The sequence below is a fragment of the Sphingobacterium sp. NPDC055346 genome (genome assembly GCF_053645235.1).
On the sequence record NZ_JBSHMI010000001.1, the window covers coordinates 239,064 to 259,374 of the forward strand.

General features: G+C 39.5%; 24 protein-coding genes. 19 read left to right on the plus strand and 5 right to left on the minus strand.

All coding sequences use genetic code 11. The annotated features are described in order from the left end of the window. Positions 1 to 6 precede the first annotated feature (6 nt). The 12 genes from plsX (at position 7) to ACWICE_RS01045 (ending at position 10,038) form a co-directional block, all read left to right on the plus strand. Positions 7 to 945 (plus strand): phosphate acyltransferase PlsX, encoded by a 939-nt coding sequence (gene plsX / locus ACWICE_RS00990; RefSeq protein ID WP_454297444.1) that lies wholly within the window; start codon positions 7 to 9, stop codon positions 943 to 945. A gap of 5 nt (positions 946 to 950) precedes the next feature. Then, entirely contained in the window at positions 951 to 1,940 is a 990-nt protein-coding gene (locus ACWICE_RS00995; RefSeq protein WP_185211085.1) for a beta-ketoacyl-ACP synthase III, read from the plus strand. Between the two features lie 66 nt (positions 1,941 to 2,006). Beyond that, positions 2,007 to 2,489: an acetyl-CoA carboxylase biotin carboxyl carrier protein gene (accB, locus tag ACWICE_RS01000; RefSeq protein ID WP_185211087.1), complete on the plus strand. Its 483-nt coding sequence runs from the start codon at positions 2,007 to 2,009 to the stop codon at positions 2,487 to 2,489. A gap of 67 nt (positions 2,490 to 2,556) precedes the next feature. Then, positions 2,557 to 3,918 (plus strand): acetyl-CoA carboxylase biotin carboxylase subunit, encoded by a 1,362-nt coding sequence (gene accC, locus ACWICE_RS01005; RefSeq protein ID WP_185211089.1) that lies wholly within the window; start codon positions 2,557 to 2,559, stop codon positions 3,916 to 3,918. Positions 3,919 to 4,008: 90 nt separating this feature from the next. Next, on the plus strand, positions 4,009 to 4,881 hold the full coding sequence (tatC, locus tag ACWICE_RS01010; protein WP_185211091.1) for a twin-arginine translocase subunit TatC: 873 nt from the start codon (positions 4,009 to 4,011) through the stop codon (positions 4,879 to 4,881). Between the two features lie 6 nt (positions 4,882 to 4,887). Then, a complete protein-coding gene (rpiB, locus tag ACWICE_RS01015) occupies positions 4,888 to 5,325 on the plus strand; it encodes a ribose 5-phosphate isomerase B (protein ID WP_185211093.1) in 438 nt (145 codons plus the stop codon). Between the two features lie 17 nt (positions 5,326 to 5,342). Next, entirely contained in the window at positions 5,343 to 6,929 is a 1,587-nt protein-coding gene (locus ACWICE_RS01020) for a M28 family peptidase (protein WP_454297445.1), read from the plus strand. A 177-nt stretch (positions 6,930 to 7,106) separates the two neighbouring features. Beyond that, entirely contained in the window at positions 7,107 to 7,925 is an 819-nt protein-coding gene (locus ACWICE_RS01025; RefSeq protein WP_454297446.1) for an ATP-binding cassette domain-containing protein, read from the plus strand. Beyond that, entirely contained in the window at positions 7,922 to 8,701 is a 780-nt protein-coding gene (locus tag ACWICE_RS01030) for a hypothetical protein (RefSeq protein WP_454297447.1), read from the plus strand. Before ACWICE_RS01025 ends, ACWICE_RS01030 begins: the two co-directional genes overlap by 4 nt. Then, complete coding sequence (locus ACWICE_RS01035) at positions 8,702 to 9,055, plus strand: GntR family transcriptional regulator (protein ID WP_185215980.1); 354 nt, start codon at positions 8,702 to 8,704, stop codon at positions 9,053 to 9,055. It abuts the gene before it with no gap. Between the two features lie 2 nt (positions 9,056 to 9,057). Then, positions 9,058 to 9,834: a hypothetical protein gene (locus ACWICE_RS01040; protein WP_454297448.1), complete on the plus strand. Its 777-nt coding sequence runs from the start codon at positions 9,058 to 9,060 to the stop codon at positions 9,832 to 9,834. Between the two features lie 12 nt (positions 9,835 to 9,846). Beyond that, complete coding sequence (locus ACWICE_RS01045; protein WP_454297449.1) at positions 9,847 to 10,038, plus strand: hypothetical protein; 192 nt, start codon at positions 9,847 to 9,849, stop codon at positions 10,036 to 10,038. Between the two features lie 55 nt (positions 10,039 to 10,093). Here ACWICE_RS01045 and ACWICE_RS01050 read toward each other — a convergent pair whose 3' ends face one another. After that, positions 10,094 to 10,648 carry a ferritin gene (locus ACWICE_RS01050; protein ID WP_185211107.1) on the minus strand — a complete coding sequence of 185 codons (555 nt, stop codon included), beginning with the start codon at positions 10,646 to 10,648 and terminating at the stop codon, positions 10,094 to 10,096. A 150-nt stretch (positions 10,649 to 10,798) separates the two neighbouring features. Here ACWICE_RS01050 and ACWICE_RS01055 point away from each other — a divergent pair, with 150 nt between their 5' ends. The 3 genes from ACWICE_RS01055 (at position 10,799) to ACWICE_RS01065 (ending at position 12,780) form a co-directional block, all read left to right on the plus strand. Then, entirely contained in the window at positions 10,799 to 11,746 is a 948-nt protein-coding gene (locus tag ACWICE_RS01055; RefSeq protein ID WP_185211109.1) for a DnaJ C-terminal domain-containing protein, read from the plus strand. A 3-nt stretch (positions 11,747 to 11,749) separates the two neighbouring features. Continuing rightward, complete coding sequence (locus tag ACWICE_RS01060; RefSeq protein WP_093100743.1) at positions 11,750 to 12,025, plus strand: chaperone modulator CbpM; 276 nt, start codon at positions 11,750 to 11,752, stop codon at positions 12,023 to 12,025. A gap of 71 nt (positions 12,026 to 12,096) precedes the next feature. Then, positions 12,097 to 12,780, plus strand: a complete 684-nt coding sequence (locus ACWICE_RS01065; RefSeq protein WP_185211111.1) for a phosphoribosylaminoimidazolesuccinocarboxamide synthase — start codon at positions 12,097 to 12,099, stop codon at positions 12,778 to 12,780. A gap of 34 nt (positions 12,781 to 12,814) precedes the next feature. Here ACWICE_RS01065 and ACWICE_RS01070 read toward each other — a convergent pair whose 3' ends face one another. The 4 genes from ACWICE_RS01070 to arfB all read right to left on the minus strand — a co-directional run bounded on the left by ACWICE_RS01070 (position 12,815) and on the right by arfB (position 16,592). Beyond that, positions 12,815 to 13,618: a hypothetical protein gene (locus tag ACWICE_RS01070; RefSeq protein ID WP_454297450.1), complete on the minus strand. Its 804-nt coding sequence runs from the start codon at positions 13,616 to 13,618 to the stop codon at positions 12,815 to 12,817. Positions 13,619 to 13,722: 104 nt separating this feature from the next. Further along, a complete protein-coding gene (locus ACWICE_RS01075) occupies positions 13,723 to 15,093 on the minus strand; it encodes an energy transducer TonB (protein ID WP_454297451.1) in 1,371 nt (456 codons plus the stop codon). A 10-nt stretch (positions 15,094 to 15,103) separates the two neighbouring features. Further along, positions 15,104 to 15,475, minus strand: a complete 372-nt coding sequence (locus tag ACWICE_RS01080; protein ID WP_185211117.1) for a BlaI/MecI/CopY family transcriptional regulator — start codon at positions 15,473 to 15,475, stop codon at positions 15,104 to 15,106. A 706-nt stretch (positions 15,476 to 16,181) separates the two neighbouring features. Then, positions 16,182 to 16,592 carry an alternative ribosome rescue aminoacyl-tRNA hydrolase ArfB gene (gene arfB / locus ACWICE_RS01085; protein ID WP_454297452.1) on the minus strand — a complete coding sequence of 137 codons (411 nt, stop codon included), beginning with the start codon at positions 16,590 to 16,592 and terminating at the stop codon, positions 16,182 to 16,184. A 93-nt stretch (positions 16,593 to 16,685) separates the two neighbouring features. Between arfB and bshA the strand changes: the two genes are divergently transcribed. From bshA to ACWICE_RS01105, 4 genes are all read left to right on the plus strand, one after another. Next, entirely contained in the window at positions 16,686 to 17,834 is a 1,149-nt protein-coding gene (gene bshA / locus ACWICE_RS01090) for an N-acetyl-alpha-D-glucosaminyl L-malate synthase BshA (RefSeq protein WP_185211122.1), read from the plus strand. A 54-nt stretch (positions 17,835 to 17,888) separates the two neighbouring features. After that, positions 17,889 to 18,593: a UMP kinase gene (gene pyrH, locus ACWICE_RS01095; protein WP_185211124.1), complete on the plus strand. Its 705-nt coding sequence runs from the start codon at positions 17,889 to 17,891 to the stop codon at positions 18,591 to 18,593. Positions 18,594 to 18,620: 27 nt separating this feature from the next. Continuing rightward, positions 18,621 to 19,184 carry a ribosome recycling factor gene (gene frr / locus ACWICE_RS01100; protein ID WP_093100755.1) on the plus strand — a complete coding sequence of 188 codons (564 nt, stop codon included), beginning with the start codon at positions 18,621 to 18,623 and terminating at the stop codon, positions 19,182 to 19,184. Positions 19,185 to 19,283: 99 nt separating this feature from the next. Then, on the plus strand, positions 19,284 to 20,279 hold the full coding sequence (locus tag ACWICE_RS01105; RefSeq protein ID WP_185215974.1) for a sugar phosphate isomerase/epimerase family protein: 996 nt from the start codon (positions 19,284 to 19,286) through the stop codon (positions 20,277 to 20,279). The last annotated feature ends 32 nt before the right edge of the window (positions 20,280 to 20,311 follow it).

Consider the following 20,311-nt stretch of genomic DNA (forward strand, 5'->3'; position numbering starts at 1 on the left):
TAACGAATGAAGATTGGATTAGACGTGTTGGGAGGGGATTTTGCTCCTGATTCTAATATCAAAGGAGCGATTGAAGCTCAAAAACAGCTGGACGATTCGCAACGGATTGTTCTATTTGGTGATGAAGAAGCCACTAGAAACGCTATTACCGAAGCTGGATCTGACCCCTCAAAATTTGACTATGTTCATGCACCTGAGAACATCGGTATGCACGAACATCCCACAAAAGCAATCAGCCAAAAGCCTAACTCTTCTATAGCCAAGGGATTTGACTTATTGAAAAACGGAGAGATTGATTCTTTCTCTTCAGCAGGCAATACTGGCGCTATGCTGGTAGGTGCCATGTTCAGTGTAAAGACCATTACAGGCGTATTGCGTCCTGCCATTGCGACCAATGTACCGAAGCTTAAGGATGGCTTTGGCATCTTGTTGGACGTAGGGGCCAATGCAGACTGTAAGCCGGAAATGCTGAACCAATTTGCTATCCTTGGAAGCCTATATGCAGAACATGTTTACGGCATATCCTCACCAAAAGTTGGCTTGCTAAATATTGGTGAAGAAGAAGAAAAAGGAAACAACCTAACCATCGCAACCTACCCTCTTTTAAAAGAAAACAACAAGATTAATTTTATTGGAAATGCAGAAGGCCGTGATCTATTCAGTGATCATGCCGATGTAATAGTTTGTGATGGCTACACTGGAAATGTAGTACTGAAGCTAGCTGAATCATTTTATGTAGTTACTCTGAAGAAAGGTTTCAAGGACCAATTCTTTGACAGGTTCAATTACGAGCAATATGGCGGCAGCCCAATTTTAGGGGTAAATGCCCCTGTAATCATTGGCCACGGAATTTCAACGCCGAAGGCTATAAAAAATATGGTATTATTGTCGAGAGATATGATCGCCTCTAAATTCATTGAGAGGATCAAATCTGCATTTAACTAAAACATATGTCTAAAATTCACGCAGCTATTACTGCAGTACATGGTTACGTTCCGGACTACATCCTGACCAACAAGGAGTTGGAAACAATGGTAGACACTAACGACGAATGGATCGTAACCCGCACAGGAATCCGTGAGCGAAGAATATTAAAAGATCCAACAAAAGCTACTTCTGACCTGGCCGTGCCAGCAGTAAATGGCCTATTGGAGAAAAGAGGGATTTCTGCTGAAGATATCGACCTAATAATCTTCTGTACCAGTACGCCGGATATGTTATTCCCTGCTACAGCAAATATCTTGGCAGACAAAATTGGAGCTAAAAAAGCTTGGGGTTTTGATCTTCAAGCAGCTTGTTCGGGATTTCTATTCGGATTGACCACGGGAGCTCAATTCATTGAATCTGGAAAACACAAAAAAGTATTGGTTGTTGGTGGCGATAAGATGTCATCAGTAGTCAATTATAAAGACAGAAATACCTGTATCCTATTCGGAGACGGATGTGGAGCAGTATTACTGGAACCAAATGAAGAAGGAAATGGCCTGATCGACGCTGTATTAAAAACAGACGGATCTGGCGGACAGTTCCTGAACATTAAAGGCGGTGGTTCGTTGAACCCGGCGACTCATGAAACGGTAGACGCTGGCCTTCATTACGCTTACCAAGAAGGACGTACAGTATTTAAATTTGCCGTGACCAATATGGCTGATGTAGCTGTTGAAGTGATGGAGAGAAACAAATTGACCTCGGAAGATGTTAATTGGTTAGTTCCTCATCAGGCGAATAAGCGTATCATTGATGCAACGGCAGAACGTGCTGGACTACCTGAGGAAAAAGTAATGGTAAACATTCAAAAATACGGAAATACTACCAGTGGCACCATTCCATTGTGTTTATGGGAATGGGAAAGCCAGCTTAAAAAAGGAGACAACCTAATCTTAGCAGCATTTGGCGGCGGGTTTACTTGGGGCTCTATTTATTTAAGATGGGCGTATTAATCTGCATTTTATTATTACCTTTATAGCTATTTATTTTTTAAAATTATTAAACAAACCTACTAGCATATGAGTATGGATATTAAACAAATTCAAGATCTTATCAAATTCGTTTCCAAATCGGGCGTGAATGAAGTATCGATCGAAGAGAAAGATTTTAAAATTACGATAAAGACTAATCAAGAGCCTACTTACGTAACGGCAACACTTCCGGCACCTCAGGTTGCTCAAGCAGTTGCTCCAGTTGCGGCTCCTGCACCAGTTGCTGCTGCTCCTGCAGCTCAGGCACCTGCTGCTGATGAAAGCTCAAAATATATCACTATTAAGTCTCCAATTATCGGAACATTTTACCGTTCTCCAGGACCAGACAAAGCATCATTTGTGAATGTAGGTGATGATGTTACACCTGGAAAGGTTATCTGTATCGTTGAGGCAATGAAGTTGTTCAATGAAATCGAATCTGAAGTATCAGGTAAAATCGTGAAGATTTTAGTAAATGATGCTCAACCTGTAGAATACGACCAACCTTTATTCTTAGTAGATCCTAGTTAGTTTTTGGAGTAATTCCAGAAACTTTTTTTATTGTGCTAAGAGATAAAGTGTTACATCAAAGAGTATTATGTTCAAAAAAATATTAATTGCAAATAGAGGTGAAATTGCACTTCGAATTATCCGTACTTGTAAAGAGATGGGTATTCAAAGTGTTGCAGTTTATTCAACTGCTGACCGTGATAGTTTACACGTTCGCTTTGCGGATGAAGCTGTTTGTATCGGCCCTCCTGCTAGTAAAGATTCCTATTTAAATATTCCAAATATCATTGCTGCAGCAGAACTTACAAATGCTGATGCAATCCACCCTGGATATGGTTTCTTATCCGAAAACGCTAAATTTTCTGCTATCTGTGCTGAGTACGGCATCAAATTCATCGGTGCTACAGCGGAACAGATTGAAAAAATGGGAGACAAAGCATCTGCCAAAGAGACCATGAAGAAAGCTGGTGTTCCGACTATCCCAGGTTCTGAAGGTTTGTTGCCAGATGTAAAAACTGGTTTGCAAATTGCAAAAGATATGGGTTACCCTGTCATCCTTAAAGCTACTGCCGGCGGTGGTGGTAGAGGAATGCGTATCATTTGGAAAGATGAAGACTTTGAAAATGCTTGGGATTCTGCTCGTCAAGAGTCTGGTGCAGCGTTCGGAAACGACGGTCTTTACCTAGAGAAATATGTTGAGGATCCTCGCCATATTGAAATCCAAGTAATCGGTGACCAATATGGAACAGTATGTCACCTTTCTGAGCGTGACTGTTCTATCCAAAGGAGACACCAAAAATTAGTTGAAGAGGCTCCTTCTCCATTCATTACGCCAGAATTGCGTGCTAAAATGGGTGAAGCTGCTATCTTAGGTGCCAAAGCTGTAAAATATGAAGGTGCTGGTACAATCGAGTTCTTGGTTGACAAACACCGCAACTTCTACTTTATGGAAATGAACACACGTATCCAAGTGGAGCACCCAGTTACTGAAGAGGTAATCAACTTCGACTTGATCAAAGAACAGATTAAAGTTGCAGCAGGTATTCCGATCTCTGGTAAGAGCTACGAGCCAACCATGCATGCAATCGAATGTCGTATCAATGCGGAAGATCCGTTCAACAACTTCCGTCCGTCACCAGGTAAAATTACTAACTTCCATTCACCTGGGGGTCATGGTGTGCGTGTAGATACGCATGTTTATTCAGGATATACTATCCCTCCTAACTACGATTCAATGATCGCGAAATTGATTTGTGTAGCCCAAACTCGTGAAGAGGCTATCAATACGATGGAGCGTGCGTTAAGTGAATTCGTAATTGAAGGCGTAAAAACAACCATCCCACTTCACCTTCGTTTAATGCGTGACCCGAACTTTAGGGCAGGTAATTTCACGACTAAATTCATGGAAACTTTCGACCTTACGGAGTATCCTGATGAGGAGGTTGTATAAAATTTACTTTACATATACAAAACATGCCATTCTTCGAGAGAAGAATGGTATTTTTGTTTTCTTACGATTAGATCACCGCATTAAAACTACATGTCCAAGAATATCAAACTCATAGAGGCAATCAAGAATAAAGGAAAGAACATCGAGGCTGAAATGTCCTTCTTCGATCATTTGGAAATCCTAAGGTGGCACATCATCCGTTCTGTAATTGCTATTACCGTATTTGCGATCCTTTCATTTACATTTTACGATTTTGTTTTCAACCAGATCATCATGGGGCCGAAGAACTTGGACTTCTGGACCTATAGAATGATGTGTAAGGTTGGGGCGGCCTTGAACCTGGAAGGTTTCTGTGTAGAGAAGATTCCATTCAATATCATCAATACGGAATTGGCGGGTCAGTTTATGCTTCAGATCAACTCCTGTCTATTGATGGCTGTTGCATTGGGTTTCCCTTACCTCCTATTCGAAATCTGGTTATTCATTAAACCAGCTTTGACCGATGTTGAAAGAAAATCGGCTAGAGGTTTTGTGTTCTACGCCACAGTGCTCTTCGTGATAGGCGCGTTATTCGGCTATTATATCGTGGTTCCTTTGTCGGTTAACTTCCTTGCAAACGTATCATTAAGTGATGAAATCACGAACCAGATTACAATAGACTCTTATCTATCGACCATTGCGACTTTAACACTAGGTTGTGGAATCATCTTCTTGCTTCCTATCCTGATCTTTATCCTATCTAAGATAGGAATCATGACCCCTGAGTTTATGCGTGCTAGCCGTAGATATGCCATTGTGATCATCTTGGTCATTGCAGCTATCATCACCCCTACAGCGGATGTTATCACGTTATTGACGGTAAGTGCTCCAATGTTTATCTTATACGAATTGAGCATCATGGTTTCGGCGAATGTTAAAAAAGCGAAGGAACTTGCAGAAAAAGAATTTTATAATACAAAATAATACATCATGTCTAAAAAAATCGCAATTGGCAGTGATCACGCTGGGTTTGAATATAAAACAGCATTAATCACATTCTTAAATGAATTAGGTTATACTGTTCAGGATTTCGGTCCTGCTACTGCAGATTCTGTGGACTATCCAGATTTTGCACATCCTGTATCTTCAAGTGTAGAGAGCAAAGAAAATGAGTTAGGCATCTTGATCTGTGGCAGTGCAAACGGAGTTGCCATTACAGCTAACAAACATCAAGGCATTCGTGCTGCAATTTGCTGGTTGGAGGAAATTTCAGCCCTAGCTCGTCAACACAATGATGCAAATATCGTTTGTATTCCAGCTCGTTTTATTGATCTTGACCTAGCAAAACGTATTGTTCGCACCTTCTTGACAACAGACTTCGAAGGTGGCCGTCATGCTAACCGTGTGAACAAAATTTCTTGTGCATAACCAATTTAAAATCGATAATGAAAAAATTACTTATTCTTTCTTTTTTGATACCATCGCTTTTCAGCTGTTCGGTAGCTCAACAAGCAAATCAAAAGAAATATGCTGATCTCTTAACCGAAGAGTCGGCAAAAAAACACCTGACCATTCTTGCTTCCCGCGAGTTTGAAGGACGTGGAACTGGGCAAGAAGGCGGTAAAAAAACTGTTGAATACATTGCAAATGTATTCAAAGAATTAGGCTTAACACCAGCAGTAAATGGTTCTTATTTCCAACCTGTAGCATTGGAAAGAACATCCTATATCGTTGATAAATTCAGCATCAACAACAAAGCATTGGAAAATGGAAAGGACCTATTTATCCAAGGCAACAACAACAGTAGAGACTTCAAGGCTTCTGATATCGTTTTCGTAGGCTACGGTATCCAATCTGATAAATACAATGACCTTAAAGGTTTGGATATTGCAGGTAAAGTGGTATTGGTCATCAACGAAGGAGAACCGACCAAAGACGGCAATTCTTTGATTTCTGGAACTTCCACACCTTCTGATTGGTCAACAAGCCGCTTCAAAAGAATCCAGGAGCTGAGCAAACTTAAGCCACAGATGATCTTGGCAGTTAGTTCTCAGAATGCAGAAATGATCAGCCGTTTTGGAAACCGTTTGACAGGAGGTCGCTTTTCATTAAAATCTAATGAAACCCAGACCAACCAACCTAGCATGGATATCCCAGTAGCAAACATTACTGTGGAAACTGCCAATCAAATCTTAGCAGCTAAAAACACTACTGTAGAAAAAGTCAAAGAAGCGATCAATAATACAGGAAAAGCAAATTCATTTGATGTTAAAGCATCAGTAGATGCTACCATGGGCGTTAAGAAAGAGGAATTCCATGACCCTAACGTACTAGGTTTAATCGAAGGAACTGACCTTAAAGATGAAGTTGTGATTATCTCTGGACACTATGACCATGACGGAATCCTTCCTGATGGCACATTCTTCCCAGGTGCAGATGACAACGGTTCAGGGACTGTAGGTGTTATGGAATTGGCTAGAGCTTTCGCAGCAGCAAAAAAAGATGGCAAAGGTCCTAGAAGGACTATCCTGTTCATGGCATTTGCTGCGGAGGAGAAAGGTCTATTAGGATCAAATTATTACTCTCAGCACCCGATCTTCCCATTGAGCAACACAGTAACCTGTTTGAATATGGATATGATCGGTCGTATTGATGATAAGCACTTGAACGGAAACCACAATTACATCCATGCTATTGGATCAGATATGTTGAGTTCGGAATTGAAGGCCATCAATGAGAAAGCCAATAAAGACTACACGCAAATGGAATTAGATTACATGTATGATGATCCTAAGGATCCTATGCGCATCTATTACCGTTCTGACCAATACAACTTGGCCAAACATGGTATTCCAGTGATTTTCTTCTTCTCAGGATTACACCCAGACTATCATACACCAAATGATACCGTGGATAAAATCGACTTCCCTATGATGGCTAAACGCGAAAAACTAGTTTTCCATACAGCTTGGGAAATCGCTAACCGCGACAAAAAATTAGTCGTAGATAAAACGCCAGCTCCAGCACAATAAGCAATTTGAGCAAACAATATTAAAATGGGCAGAATGAGAATTCTGCCCATTTTTTCTGCAATCCCCTCTACGCTAAAACCTTATCACTCAAAATATTTTCACTTTTTTCTTGCAGATCATCAATACGATTGTATATTTGTAGTGTACTACCACATTAATACACTAAAACAATACGCTATGTTAACCATTAAATCATTATCGTATTATTATAAACCGAACAAGAATATTCTTTGGAATATCAACACAATTTTAAAACCCGGAAGCATATATGGCTTATTGGGTTTAAACGGCGAAGGCAAGACCACTTTATTGAAGCTTATCGTCGGCATGTTGATACCAAAGGATGGAAGCATCGAATTCAAAGGACATTTCAGTTCAGAACGGATCACCGAATATTTCAATGAGGTTTATTTTCTCCCAGATTACAGCAAATTACCTGATCTTGGGATCGAACAATTCGGAAAACTGTATGGTGCGTTCTACAGCAAGTACGACCATCAACAGTATTTGGACTGTATCAAGGAGTTTAATATCCCGATCAGCAATAGGCTTAGAGCACTTTCATTAGGACAGCACCGAAAGGTCCATCTTTCTTTTGCATTAGCCTGCAACAGTTCAGTCCTGTTGATGGACGAACCGACCAATGGATTGGATATCCCTTCTAAGGCAGTCTTCAGAAAATTGCTCAGCAAATTTATCAATGAGGACCGAATCTTCCTGATTGCAACCCATCAAATCCGCGATGTAGATGTATTATTTGATCATTTAATGATCATGAAAAGTGGCAGCTTGGTTTTAGATGAAAACATCTATCAATTATCCAAAAAACTCAAGGTCAGCAAATCAACTGCAGATGCTGAACAGGCGCTTTATGTACAAGAGGAACTGTCAGGACCTTATTATTTAGTGCATAACCATTCAGAATCCGAATCCAAATTGGACATTGAATTCCTCTTTAATGCTTTTACCAACAACCCTAAACCAATTGAATTATGAAGACAGTATTTCAATACCTCAACTGCATTTTTGCGTCTCATCGATACTTTTTGATTTCAATTCCGGTCATCGCGATTATTATCTATTTAGTAGGGTTGATCTTTGCCAGCAATGATATTTCTACTTACTTCCTATTGGCAAAAAGCGAAATCAATGACAATATGTTGATCAACTTAGTTGACAGCCAAAATATAAGGTGGAGTATGGCTTTAATAATAGGTTTGCCGTTTTTGCATCTAACCTTTATCTCCAATGTATTCTTCAAGAGTTATGATTTCATCATACCTATGAATTCCTTGCAGAAATTAATATCCTATTTGTTAATAGGACTATTGATCCTATTATACAATTTCCTCATTATCCTGGGGCTAAATTATTTGGTTGAATTCTATTTCAGACATCAGTATTGGGACGAGGTTATTGCAGCATTGGACCGTCAGGGTCTGCTTTATACAGAGATTTCAAAATATAGCATCTTCTATACCGGAAGTTTCACGGTACTGTCCGCCCCGATGGCCTTATTGTTCTTCTTATTTTACCCTTATTTTTTGTTTGCTGCACTCTATTTCAGAAAATACAGCCTTGTTATTTCAGCAGCCATTCTACTCTCGGGAGTAGCTTTAGGAGTTTTTATTAGCTCAAATATTTGGGAAGGGTATTCCTATAATATTTCCAACCTATCCTATAATACTTTCTACAGCTGGGTACCGACCTATGTGGCTGCCTTAATTACCTATATCGGTTTTTATTATTTTTTAAAGGAAAAGGAGGTCTAGATGCAGTTTCAATCAGATAAACCCATATACCTGCAGATCATCGACATCGTCATGGAGAAAATCCTTAAAGATGAATGGCAGGTCGGAGAGAAGATCCTCTCTGTCCGGGACTTTGCCTCCTCTGTGGAAGTAAACCCCAATACCGTCATGAGAGCATATGACAAGCTCCAGCAAGATGAAATTATTTTCAATAAAAGAGGACTTGGCCTATTTGTAGCTGAAAATGCCATTCAGATCATCCTCAAGGAAAAGAAGGAAAATTTCATCCAGGTAGAAGCTCCCAAATTCTTCCAGACTGCGAAACTGTTGAAGATTACGGAAGAAGAATTAATCGAACTCTATAAATCGAACTAATTATGAAAAAGTCAAATATATTATTGTTTACTGCCCTTGCTATTCTATGGTTGGTCTGCTTAGTCATAAAACCGCTGCAAGGCGTTGTCTTTGCAGATCCCTTAAGCCATGAACCCCGCGATATAGTTTCAGCTTTTGTCAAAAACTTCGACAATACAGATAAAATGGAAAAAGTATCCCTAGATGGCATTAAGAACATTAAGATTATCGGATATGATAAAGGTGCCTTCCTATCAGTTGTATATGCTGATACAACACAAATTTCCGTAAAGCAAAGTAATCAAGTTATCAATTTTGATCATAAAAGAATTGGCGATACCTTACAGGTCACCCTAAGCCAGAAAGTTTATTCGAGGGTTGAACTTACCTTAAACCCTCAGGAGTCCTACGGTTTGACCCTAGAGCATTATAAAGGATCTATCGAGATCATCCCTACGGATAGTATTGCCAAAGGCCTCAACAAAATTACCGTTCTCAAGAATAGCTCATCAAAAATTCGAAATTATTCCAGGGAAAGCCAAAATTTCAGCAATCCTTTTAGCATGCAAATCTCAGGTAAATCGAAAATAACCTTTGATAATCTCAGCTTCAACAAACTTGATGTTACCTTGAATGATGGGCTGCTGGAAGTTTTTAACAATAACCATATAGACTCCCTGAATGCCGATCTACAGGGGCTCAGCAATATTATCGTTGGAAAATACCCAGAAGATAAACGTGTAAAAGCCTTGGTCCTTTCAGGAAATTTGGATTATTACAATTCCAGAAGACCCAAATAAATTAAAGAAACCATGCTATTCAAAATATTGTTCAAATATCTCAGCACGTTTCTAATGGCTCTCATTCCCTACTTCCATTCCTTTGTGAAAATTGAAGAAAGGAAAAAGGATGAAGCAAGAACCGAAGCATCCAATAGCATGTCCATACAGCACAAGAAAACAAGAATGGAATGGCATGATTCCAATCAGTTAATCAATAAATAGAAAAGGGCAGAAAATATTCTGCCCTATCATTTTCAGCTCTGTCAGCCAAATTTCGTTATTCCGGATTATCTGCTGTCGATTCTCTAGCCAATGGCACATCATCAGGAGCATTTCCCAAATATTTATCCAATTCAAACAGCGATTCGTCAGTAGCACGATCTCCACCGGCAATCTTCAATTTATCGATCAGCGATAATGCTAATTTCTCTTCTTCCGTCTGCTCTTTTACAAACCACTGCGCAAAGTTCCATGTCGCCCAATCCTTTTCCTCCATCGACTGGTTAACCAATCCATAGATTGCATTGGTATTATCTACCTCATGCTGAAAAACCATATTGAAACATTCCGACATGGATTTAGGCAGTTTGGTATGCTCGGCTACGGCTTCAACTTTTGGAGTCCCCCCTCTTTCAAGAATATACATCATGATTTTGATCATGTGGTTCCGTTCTTCCTGAGCATGGCGAAACAAGAAATTTGCAACACCGCCATAACCTTTCGTATCTGCCCAACATCCCAAAGCCAAATAGATCTGGGAAGCTTGGTTTTCTTTTGTCATTTGTTTAATCAACGATGTTTCCATCGCTTTTGAAAGTCTATTGGTATCCATAATAATTCCTTTTTCTCTTTTAACACTTCACATCCTACTTTGTTTACCTTTTCTCCCTTTACTTTTACACATATACATTGTAAATTTGAGAAAGGCTATTAATAAACAAAACCCTACTCTACTTGTTCTTTTTTTAAATCAATAATCAATATGGCGTTTGTAGACTATTACAGTGTATTAGGTTTGGATAAATCCGCAAGTCAAGATGATATCAAGAAGGCTTATCGAAAGCTGGCTCGAAAGTACCATCCTGACTTAAATCCAAATGACGAAAGTGCAAAGAAAAGATTCCAGGAAATAAACGAGGCCAACGAGGTTCTGACCGATCCAGAGAAGAGAAAAAAATACGACCAATATGGTGAAAACTGGAAACATGGCGAGGAATATGAAAAAGCCCAACAAGAGTATGCCCGTTCTAGAGGATCCCGAGGAAGCTCTGCAGGAGCTGGCCAAAATCCTTTCGAAGGCTTTGACTTCAATAATTACAATGGCAATTACGATACTGGCGAATATTCTGATTTCTTCGAAGATCTATTTGGTTCTAGATTTGGTGGTGGCAGGTCTTCGGGAAAACGGGGCAGCTACCGTGGACAGGACTATGAAACTACGGTCGATCTAACCCTGCTCCAAGCCTCTCAAACCCACAAACAGACCTTTACGGTCAACGGCAAGAACATCCGTATCACGGTCCCTGCCGGAGTGGAAGATGGACAGAAAATTAAACTTAAAGGTCAAGGTGGCGACGGTGTCAATGGTGGACCTAAAGGTGACCTGTTCATCACTTTCTCCATCAGACCTGATTCAAGGTTCATTCGAAAAGGAAACGACCTCTATACGAACATTGAAGTCGACCTCCCAACTGCCTTGTTAGGTGGCGAGACCATTGTCGATACATTAACCGGAAAAATCAACGTTAAGATTAAAGAAGGAACCCAGAACGGAGGTAAGATCCGACTTAAGGGTAAAGGATTCCCTGTCTATAAAAAAGATGGCGACTTTGGCGACCTATATGCAGAAATCCAGGTGAAATTGCCGACCGACCTCACTGAGGAGCAAAAGAAAATAGTAGAACAATTAGCGGATTCATTAAAGAAATAAGACATGGAAAAGACATTATTTAGAGTAATCGACATCTGCAAAACCAATAATATCGAACGTACCTTTATCCAGGAACTACATAATAATGGACTTATTGAAATCATTATCCAAGAAGAACAGGAGTTTCTGGAAGAAGAACAGGTCCTGCACGTAGAACGTTTCTCCACTTGGCACTATGAACTCGAACTCAATGTTCAGGGCATAGAAGTGGTCAACAACCTGATTGATAAAATTGAAGAACTGCAGCGAGAATTGCGCCTTCTTAAATTGGAAAAATAAGCGTTTTTTAAGGATAATTTAGGCATCTCTATCATTTTTTGATAAATTCGCCTCAATTAACTGAAACCATCATGGAAAAAATCTATCAAGGAAAAACTAAAGACGTTTACAGTCTTGGCGATAACCAAATCCTATTACAGTTCAAAGACGATGTGACCGGTGAAAACGGCGTTTTTGATCCTGGAGCTAATACAGTGGGACTAACGATCGAAGGTGCCGGAAGATCTGGCCTTAAAATGACTACCTATTTCTTCGAGGTATTGAATAAACTGGGTGTGCCTACTCACTTTATCTCTTCAGATATCGAAAAAGTCCAGATGATCGTAAAAGATGCTAAGGTATTTGGTAAAGGTTTGGAGGTCATCTGCCGTTATAGAGCAGTTGGTTCCTTCCTTAGAAGATATGCTGCTTACTGCGAAGAAGGCCAAGCTTTGGATAGCTTTGTCGAAGTAACCATTAAGGATGATGAACGTGGTGATCCTGTTATTTCTGAAGATGCTTTGGCTATGTTGGGTCTGCTGAACAATCAGCAATACCAAGAATTAAAAGACTTGACCAAAAAAATCTGTGGCATCGTTAAGGATGAACTTGCTAAAAAAGGTCTTGAACTATACGATATCAAATTGGAATTCGGTCATGATAAAACCAACAATCAGATTATCCTGATCGATGAAATATCCGGAGGAAACATGAGAGTTTATAAGGATGGCAAATATGTCGCTCCTCTAGAACTTGAAAAGCTGTTCCTTTCCTAAAAAACAAAGGTCCTTCTACCCAGAAGGACCTTTTTTAATTAACTACCTTAAAACCGCTTTTATCCAATATCATGCCCTTCTCATCATGATATTCCAGCACATACTCATTTGGGCATAATTTCAATTGAATCTCTTTTACATCATCCTTTTGGATCAGTTTGAAAAAAGATATCGTCTTATTAGGACCGTAGATGTCAAATAATTTTAAATATATCGTTTCACGATCCTTTAGTAAATCCGTTCTTGGACTAAGGATCCAATCCATCCTTTCTCTCTCCTCACAATCAAATATCTGCCAAGTCGTTTTATAATCTTTCTGCTCAAACAGTTCCAAGGCATTGATTTTCGCCAAGTATTCAAATTTATCCACTGGCTTATCCTTTGTGCGCCCTTCCACTTTTAGTGCGTAAAATAATAGGCTCAACCCCTCTTTTTCCGCATATGGAATATAGACATGCTTAATGTCCATCCCTTCCGAGGAATAATCCTTTTCATAATAAGGAGCCTTATAATATTCTTTCTTGACAAAATCAGCCCTATCAAACCTTCTCTTTTTATTTTTGATGGCAATCATATTATACTCAGGTTTCGTTTCTGGGACTACCGAAAATAAGACCTTATCTCCTTTCTTGCCTAAGCCAGCCATTTTCATCATTCTTCGATCAAGGGGATAAAAGCTATCTTTCCTCAGCCCCGTGTTTCCTGTATCACTTGGTTGAAAAGCACGGTAGAGCCATACATTTAATTTTTCTTTCTCATTGAAATATTTATCAACCTCAGCCGTGAAGTAGCCGGTCTTGGTAAATTCCTGTGTTTTACATGAAAAAAGTACAAGCAAAAGAATTCCTAGTAGGAACTTTATGAAAGCCCTAATAATCAAAGCCATAAAATTGAATGAAAATCTGTTTTTATGTTATTTAATGAAGATTTAGAAGGACAAATTTAAATCTGAGAAAGATCTAATCTAAGGGGAAGGATATATCTTACCTCGGCTGGAAATCCATAAGCAATTCCTGGACTCCATTTTTTGGTACCCTTTAAAGCATTTACTGCAGCCTGCCCTGTACCATAATTTAAATCCTTAATAACCTTAACATCCTTTATCTCACCATCTTTACCTATTACAAATGAAAGTTCTATTTTCCCTCTAATACCTGCATCTATAGCTTCCTGTGGATATTCTAAGTTCTGGCCAACTTCCTGCCTAAATTTATCAATTCCTCCTGGATAGGTTGGTTTTACTTCAACTTGGTCAAATTCAAATACCCCAAAATTGCCAGTAACTTTTTTGCCAGGTTCATCATGGGGATTCGCCTTGTTTGCAGCATTGACCTCGGACTCTTTTTTCAGGTCATTTTCCTGCGCAGAACTACTGCCCTGCACCTCGTTTGATACTGTGCCTTGATCCATCTCAGCATTATTATTCGAATCTGCAGATATCTGAGGATTTGTGTTCTCCTCAACGACAGCTGTTCTTTCCGTTTTATCCTTATTGGGTGATTTGCAATTCACCACCAAACCCATAATTAATGCTGCAATTGGCAATACGGATAGATAAAACAGTCTGTTTCTTGTATTCGATTTATCTTTAAAAATCATATTAATTCTTTCCTTTAAAAGTGAATTATTGGAAAACTCATGACTCAGTTGATTCGGATGAACATTCATGGCATAAGCAACCAGCAATTCCGCATAGGCAACTTTATTTTCTGCAAATTGCTCATCAACGATAAATTCATGCTGATACTTCAGCTCATCCCTTATCCAGATTAATAGCGGATTAAACCAGTTGAAAACCCGGATAATCTCCATAAACAAAATATCATAGCTATGTCCTTGTTTAACATGGATATCCTCATGCGCTCGGATCATTTTTGTATCCTCGTTTTTAACATTCAACTTAACGATGTTAAAAAATGAATAACTTCCATGTATATTCCTAACGGACAACCTACTTACAACTAACTGTAAAACACGAGATATCAACAACCCCGCTGCAATGAGGACCCCAACCCAATAGCCCAACTGCATCCATTTATCCGCCAACCATCCCGGTTGTTGAGATTGCACTTCAGCTGAAGTTGGACTTACCTGCACAGCATTCCCCGTCAGGTCCAACACCGGCAATGTAATCTGCATGATTTCCGGAACCTGCAATTCAATAAAGAGAAACAAAGGCATGATATAGGCAAGCAAGACACTGCACAATAAATACCAGCGGTTCATCGTAAAGAAGGTCAGCTTCCTCAATCCATATCGATAGATAAGGAAAAACAGTGCTAAAGACAGATTTGATATCAGTAGATAGGTCATAGCTTCAAATTTATTTCTTATGCTTCTGAATAAGTTTCATGATTTCATCCAAATCCTGCACATCCAGCTTTTTCTCCTCCAAGAAGAAAGAAAGCATTGAACTCGCAGAATTCTCAAAATAACCTTGTAAGAGTTTTCCGGTTATTAATTTCTTATACTCTTCTTTTTCAATCTTTGGAAAATAGCGATGGCTCTTCCCAAAAGACTCATGATCCACAAAACCCTTGGTCTCGAGAATCCGCACAATGGTTGATACTGTATTATAAGCCGGCTTCGGTTCTGGTAAAACTTCAATGATATCCTTCACAAATCCACCCCCCATTTCCCATAGACTGTGCATGATTTGCTCCTCCGCCTTTGTTAGTTCTTTTAACTCGTTCATTATTCTGTGAAAATTTAAAAAGACAATATTGCCTATAATCGATTATAAAACTAATGTATAACTAATTTTTTAGTTATACAACTAAATAATTAGTTATACATCAAAATAAATAGTTATCCAGCTGTATATCAACATGTTTAATTTTATTAGCATTTATTTATTGAGGAAAATGTATCAGGTATTTGAACCAGGATGAATGGGATGAGAGGACGGACCAAGATCATACCGTCAGCTAAGCACCTTCAAATTGTGAACATTTAGTGAAGAATTGGGAATGCACTAAGGAGGTATTCAGAGTGAAACGAAGAATCTATTTTTTGATTTTTTTAGGATCGCTGTCATCTTGAGCACAGCGAAAGAACTGTTTTTTATTCAAGTAGATTTGTTGAAAAATATTTCACCCCCGCTGTGGGATTGGGTTGTAGAAATTGTACGCATGAAAATTTGAAAATCGAGGTATTTCTTTAATCAGAAAATGATACTAATTCATGTTTGTATGGGGCGGGCGTATTCGATCCGCCCCTACAGTATCGGGGACTTTCCAGCGGCATTTGATCATAATCTTGGTCCATCCTCTCATCCCTTTAATCCTGGTTCAAAACCAGATCTTGGTCCATCCTCCCATCCCTTTAATCCTGGTTCAAAACCAAATCATTGTCCATCCCCTTATCCAGACCCTACTGGGAAACCCTTCCATTTTATCTCCCTACCCCTCAAACCTCCATTGCCGATCGGCTTTTTTCGAAGCTTGTTTTTTCTTGCGGTCCAATCTATTCAGGATAACAGATTTTGGGGTCCTTGTTGGCAGACGTTTGGCATCTACCTTCAATGCATCTGTCAATAGATTAAAAAAACGTTCTATCACCAATTCCTTATTCTTGAGTTGGCTACGGTCAATACTGGAGTCCAGCTGCAATAAGCCCTCCTTGGAAATCCTATTCGCCAATCGCTCCCTGATCAAAGCTTTCTGATCATCATCAAAAACCGATGAATTCTCCACATCCCAATTCAACATCACTTTAGAAGACACCTTATTGACGTTCTGACCACCCTTACCACCGGAACGCGAAGCTTTAAAACCCAATTCCTGTATTAACTGTTCTTTATTTACATGCATTTGTAATAAAATTACAATTTTTCCCTTTCCGTGAAAAATTTTGCAACACTTATATAGAGACATTATTATCTTTAAGAAACGAAAAACAGTAATATGAAGATAGGCATTGTATGTTATCCAACTTTTGGGGGAAGTGGTGTAGTCGCAACCGAACTGGGTAAAGCATTAGCAAACAACGGACATCAGGTTCATTTTATCACCTATAGCCAACCTGCAAGACTAGATTTTTTCTCAGAGAACTTATTCTATCACGAAGTAGCAATCAACCAATATCCACTTTTTGATTTCCCTCCTTATGAAACAGCATTGGCCAGTAAACTGGTTGATGTGGTTCGTTTCGAAGGCTTGGATCTTTTACATGTGCATTATGCAATCCCTCATGCCTCCGTGGCTTTCCTAGCAAAACAGATTCTGGAAACCTATGGCATCAATATACCCGTAGTCACTACCCTCCACGGTACAGATATCACCTTGGTCGGAAAGGACAAGAGCTTTAGCCCAGTTGTTACCTTCTCCATCAATAAATCCGATGGCGTAACTACGGTATCTGAAAATTTAAGGGAACAAACCTTGGATTATTTCGATATCACAAATGACATCAAGGTCATTCCAAACTTTATCGATCTGCAAAGATTCCATAATAAGAACCACGAACATTTTAAAAAAGCAATTGCACCAAACCAGGAACGCATCATTGTCCATACCTCCAATTTCAGGAAAGTAAAACGCGTTGAAGATGTTGTACGTATATTCCATAAAGTAACCCAAAAGGTCCCTAGTAAACTTTTGATGGTAGGTGATGGTCCAGAACGTAGAAATGCCGAAGAATTAGCAAGGGAATTAGACATTACGGATTGCATCCGTTTTCTGGGCAAGCAAGACGCTATCGAAGAGATCCTTTCCATTGCCGACCTATTCTTGATGCCTTCAGGTTCAGAGAGCTTTGGTTTGGCAGCATTGGAAGCCATGGCCTGCAAGGTTCCAGTCGTTTCCTCCAATACAGGCGGATTACCGGAACTGAACAAAGAGGGTTTCAGTGGGTTCCTGAGTGACGTCGGTGATATTGACGATATGGCTAAAAACTCCATCTATATCTTGGAAGACTGCCAACGTCTGAATGAATTTAAAGAGAATGCCCTACAGCGAGCAAAGGACTTTGAACTCAGCAAAATCGTCCCTATTTACGAAGAATTTTATTCACAGGTCATCGAAAAGGTAAAAAAAGGAAATAAATCTAATTAATCGCAAGCAAAAAGTCATATCTTTGGCTTTTGGAACTACTCCAAAAAGTCAAATATGAAATACAAACGCATCCTACTTAAACTTAGTGGCGAAGCTTTAATGGGCGAGCAAAGCTACGGTATCGACATTAATCGTGTTCAACAATACGCACAAGACATTCAGGAACTTCATAGCTTAGGCATGGAAATCGCCATCGTCATCGGTGGAGGAAACATCTATCGTGGCCTTAGCGCTGAAAAAGCTGGTATGGACCGTGTACAGGCAGATTACATGGGAATGTTAGCTACCGTGATCAATTCAATGGCATTACAAGATGCCCTTGAAAAAGAAGGCATGAAAACTCGTCTATTGACAGCGATCAAAATGGAACAGATCTGTGAACCATTTATCCGCAGACGTGCTGTACGTCACTTGGAAAAAGGTCGTATCGTTATCTTCGGTGCTGGTACGGGTAACCCATACTTCACTACCGATACTGCGGCATCTTTACGTGCTATTGAAATCAATGCTGACGCTGTACTTAAAGGTACTCGTGTAGACGGTATCTATACTGCAGACCCTGAGAAAGATCCTACGGCGAAGAAATTCGACCATATCTCCTTTACTGATGTCTACGAAAAAGGATTGAATGTAATGGATATGACGGCATTTACGCTTTGCCAAGAAAACAACCTACCTATTATCGTTTTCGACATGAACAAACCAGGCAACCTCATGAAACTTGCCAACGGTGAACATGTTGGAACTGTGGTTAGTTAATAATTAAAAGCAAATAATAATCAAGATATGAACGAATTAATTTCACTTCAACTGGACGACTGCAAAGATGGTATGACGAAAGCTGTAGCTCATACTGAATCTGAATTAACCAAGATTCGTGCAGGTAAAGCTAGTCCTGGTATGCTTGATGGAATTTATGTTGATTACTACGGCACGCCAACGCCTTTATCGCAAGTCAGCAACATAAACACACCAGATGCAAGAACCATCGTTGTACAACCATGGGAAAAAAACCTTCTTTCAACTATCGAGAAGGCTATCATGGACTCTAACATAGGTTTGAACCCACAAAATGACGGTTCAATCATCCGCTTAGCGGTTCCTCCCCTTACTGAAGAACGTCGTCGTGATTTAGTGAAAAAAGTTAAAGAAGAAACTGAAAAAGGTCGTGTTGCTATCCGTAACATCCGTAAGGATTCCAACGAGCAAATCAAGAAATTGAAAAACGACGGTGCTTCTGAAGATGAAATCAAGGTAGGTGAAGCTGAAGTACAAAAATTGACCGATACGTATATCGCAAAAGTTGACCAGTTAGCCGAATTGAAAGAAAAAGATATCATGACGATCTAAGTCGATCTTTTAAAAGAATATTCTATAAAGGATTCTTAAAATTAAGAATCCTTTTTTTATTAAAAATTTACCTATATTCAATTAATAAAAACATTCTGCATGACACAATCAAGAAGAAGTTTCCTAAAGCTTGCGAGCATGGGATTAGTTGGTGGTCTTGTTGCTCCTCATTTGATTTCTTGTGATAGCTTGAACAAAAAATCAGGCTCTCCACTTAAAAACATTGGTTTACAGTTATTCACTCTTCGCGAACTTCTCGCACAAAACCCTCAAGAAGTTTTAAAATCGGTTGCTAAGGTCGGCTATACCCATGTCGAAACCTATGGCGCTGATCCGCACAATGGTGCATTCTGGGGAATTTCCGTCGATGAGCTCAAAAAGATCCTGAACGACAATAACCTAAAAACACACAGTGGACACTATGATCTAGGAAAATACCTAGATAAAGATAGTACAGACAAGGAAAACATCGAGAAATACATCGAAATTGCGCATAACCTTGGCCAGGAATATATCATTGCTCCTGTCCCGCCGATGCACAAATTGAATCAACTCAATCAATCTGACTATCAGTACATGGCCGAACAGCTGAACAAAGCCGGCGAAATGTCCAAAAAAGCAGGTATCAAAATGGGCTATCACAACCACTTCTGGGAATTTAAGGAATTCGGAAATGGAACAAACGGCCTAGATGTCCTATTGGCATTCACTGAGAAAGATCTCGTGGATTTTGAATTGGATATGTACTGGATCACCAAAGCTGGTGTTACACCACAGTCCTATTTCTCTAAACATCCAGGGCGTTTCCCATTATGGCATATCAAGGACATGGATAGAGCTTTCTCCACTCCTTTAGATATCAATAAAATTGATCCTAAGACCGGTAAAAGGGATAGCCTAGACCTGATGGAAACCATGAAAAGCATCAAGTATGCCGAAGTGGGTTCCGGTAGCATTGACTTTATTTCTATTTCACAGTTCGCCAGCGAAAGTGGATTGAAATATGCCTTCGTAGAACAGGATGAAATCTATTCACCTGATAAATACGCTAGCATCAAGAAGAGCTACGACTATGTTCAAAAGACATTCAAATAACAACAAAAGGGCGGAAATAAATTTCCGCCCTT

Coding starts and splice junctions, on each gene's coding strand:
- ACWICE_RS01060 (WP_093100743.1), top strand. CDS start 11,750: ATGGAAAAGACATTATTTAGAGTAATCGACATCTGCAAAACCAATAAT.
- ACWICE_RS01105 (WP_185215974.1), top strand. CDS start 19,284: ATGACACAATCAAGAAGAAGTTTCCTAAAGCTTGCGAGCATGGGATTA.
- bshA (WP_185211122.1), top strand. CDS start 16,686: ATGAAGATAGGCATTGTATGTTATCCAACTTTTGGGGGAAGTGGTGTA.
- ACWICE_RS01050 (WP_185211107.1), bottom strand. CDS start 10,648: ATGGATACCAATAGACTTTCAAAAGCGATGGAAACATCGTTGATTAAA.
- frr (WP_093100755.1), top strand. CDS start 18,621: ATGAACGAATTAATTTCACTTCAACTGGACGACTGCAAAGATGGTATG.
- pyrH (WP_185211124.1), top strand. CDS start 17,889: ATGAAATACAAACGCATCCTACTTAAACTTAGTGGCGAAGCTTTAATG.
- rpiB (WP_185211093.1), top strand. CDS start 4,888: ATGTCTAAAAAAATCGCAATTGGCAGTGATCACGCTGGGTTTGAATAT.
- arfB (WP_454297452.1), bottom strand. CDS start 16,592: ATGCATGTAAATAAAGAACAGTTAATACAGGAATTGGGTTTTAAAGCT.
- ACWICE_RS01035 (WP_185215980.1), top strand. CDS start 8,702: ATGCAGTTTCAATCAGATAAACCCATATACCTGCAGATCATCGACATC.
- ACWICE_RS01045 (WP_454297449.1), top strand. CDS start 9,847: ATGCTATTCAAAATATTGTTCAAATATCTCAGCACGTTTCTAATGGCT.
- plsX (WP_454297444.1), top strand. CDS start 7: ATGAAGATTGGATTAGACGTGTTGGGAGGGGATTTTGCTCCTGATTCT.
- ACWICE_RS01055 (WP_185211109.1), top strand. CDS start 10,799: ATGGCGTTTGTAGACTATTACAGTGTATTAGGTTTGGATAAATCCGCA.
- ACWICE_RS00995 (WP_185211085.1), top strand. CDS start 951: ATGTCTAAAATTCACGCAGCTATTACTGCAGTACATGGTTACGTTCCG.
- tatC (WP_185211091.1), top strand. CDS start 4,009: ATGTCCAAGAATATCAAACTCATAGAGGCAATCAAGAATAAAGGAAAG.
- ACWICE_RS01040 (WP_454297448.1), top strand. CDS start 9,058: ATGAAAAAGTCAAATATATTATTGTTTACTGCCCTTGCTATTCTATGG.
- ACWICE_RS01080 (WP_185211117.1), bottom strand. CDS start 15,475: ATGAACGAGTTAAAAGAACTAACAAAGGCGGAGGAGCAAATCATGCAC.
- ACWICE_RS01030 (WP_454297447.1), top strand. CDS start 7,922: ATGAAGACAGTATTTCAATACCTCAACTGCATTTTTGCGTCTCATCGA.
- ACWICE_RS01025 (WP_454297446.1), top strand. CDS start 7,107: ATGTTAACCATTAAATCATTATCGTATTATTATAAACCGAACAAGAAT.
- accB (WP_185211087.1), top strand. CDS start 2,007: ATGAGTATGGATATTAAACAAATTCAAGATCTTATCAAATTCGTTTCC.
- ACWICE_RS01065 (WP_185211111.1), top strand. CDS start 12,097: ATGGAAAAAATCTATCAAGGAAAAACTAAAGACGTTTACAGTCTTGGC.
- ACWICE_RS01020 (WP_454297445.1), top strand. CDS start 5,343: ATGAAAAAATTACTTATTCTTTCTTTTTTGATACCATCGCTTTTCAGC.
- accC (WP_185211089.1), top strand. CDS start 2,557: ATGTTCAAAAAAATATTAATTGCAAATAGAGGTGAAATTGCACTTCGA.
- ACWICE_RS01075 (WP_454297451.1), bottom strand. CDS start 15,093: ATGACCTATCTACTGATATCAAATCTGTCTTTAGCACTGTTTTTCCTT.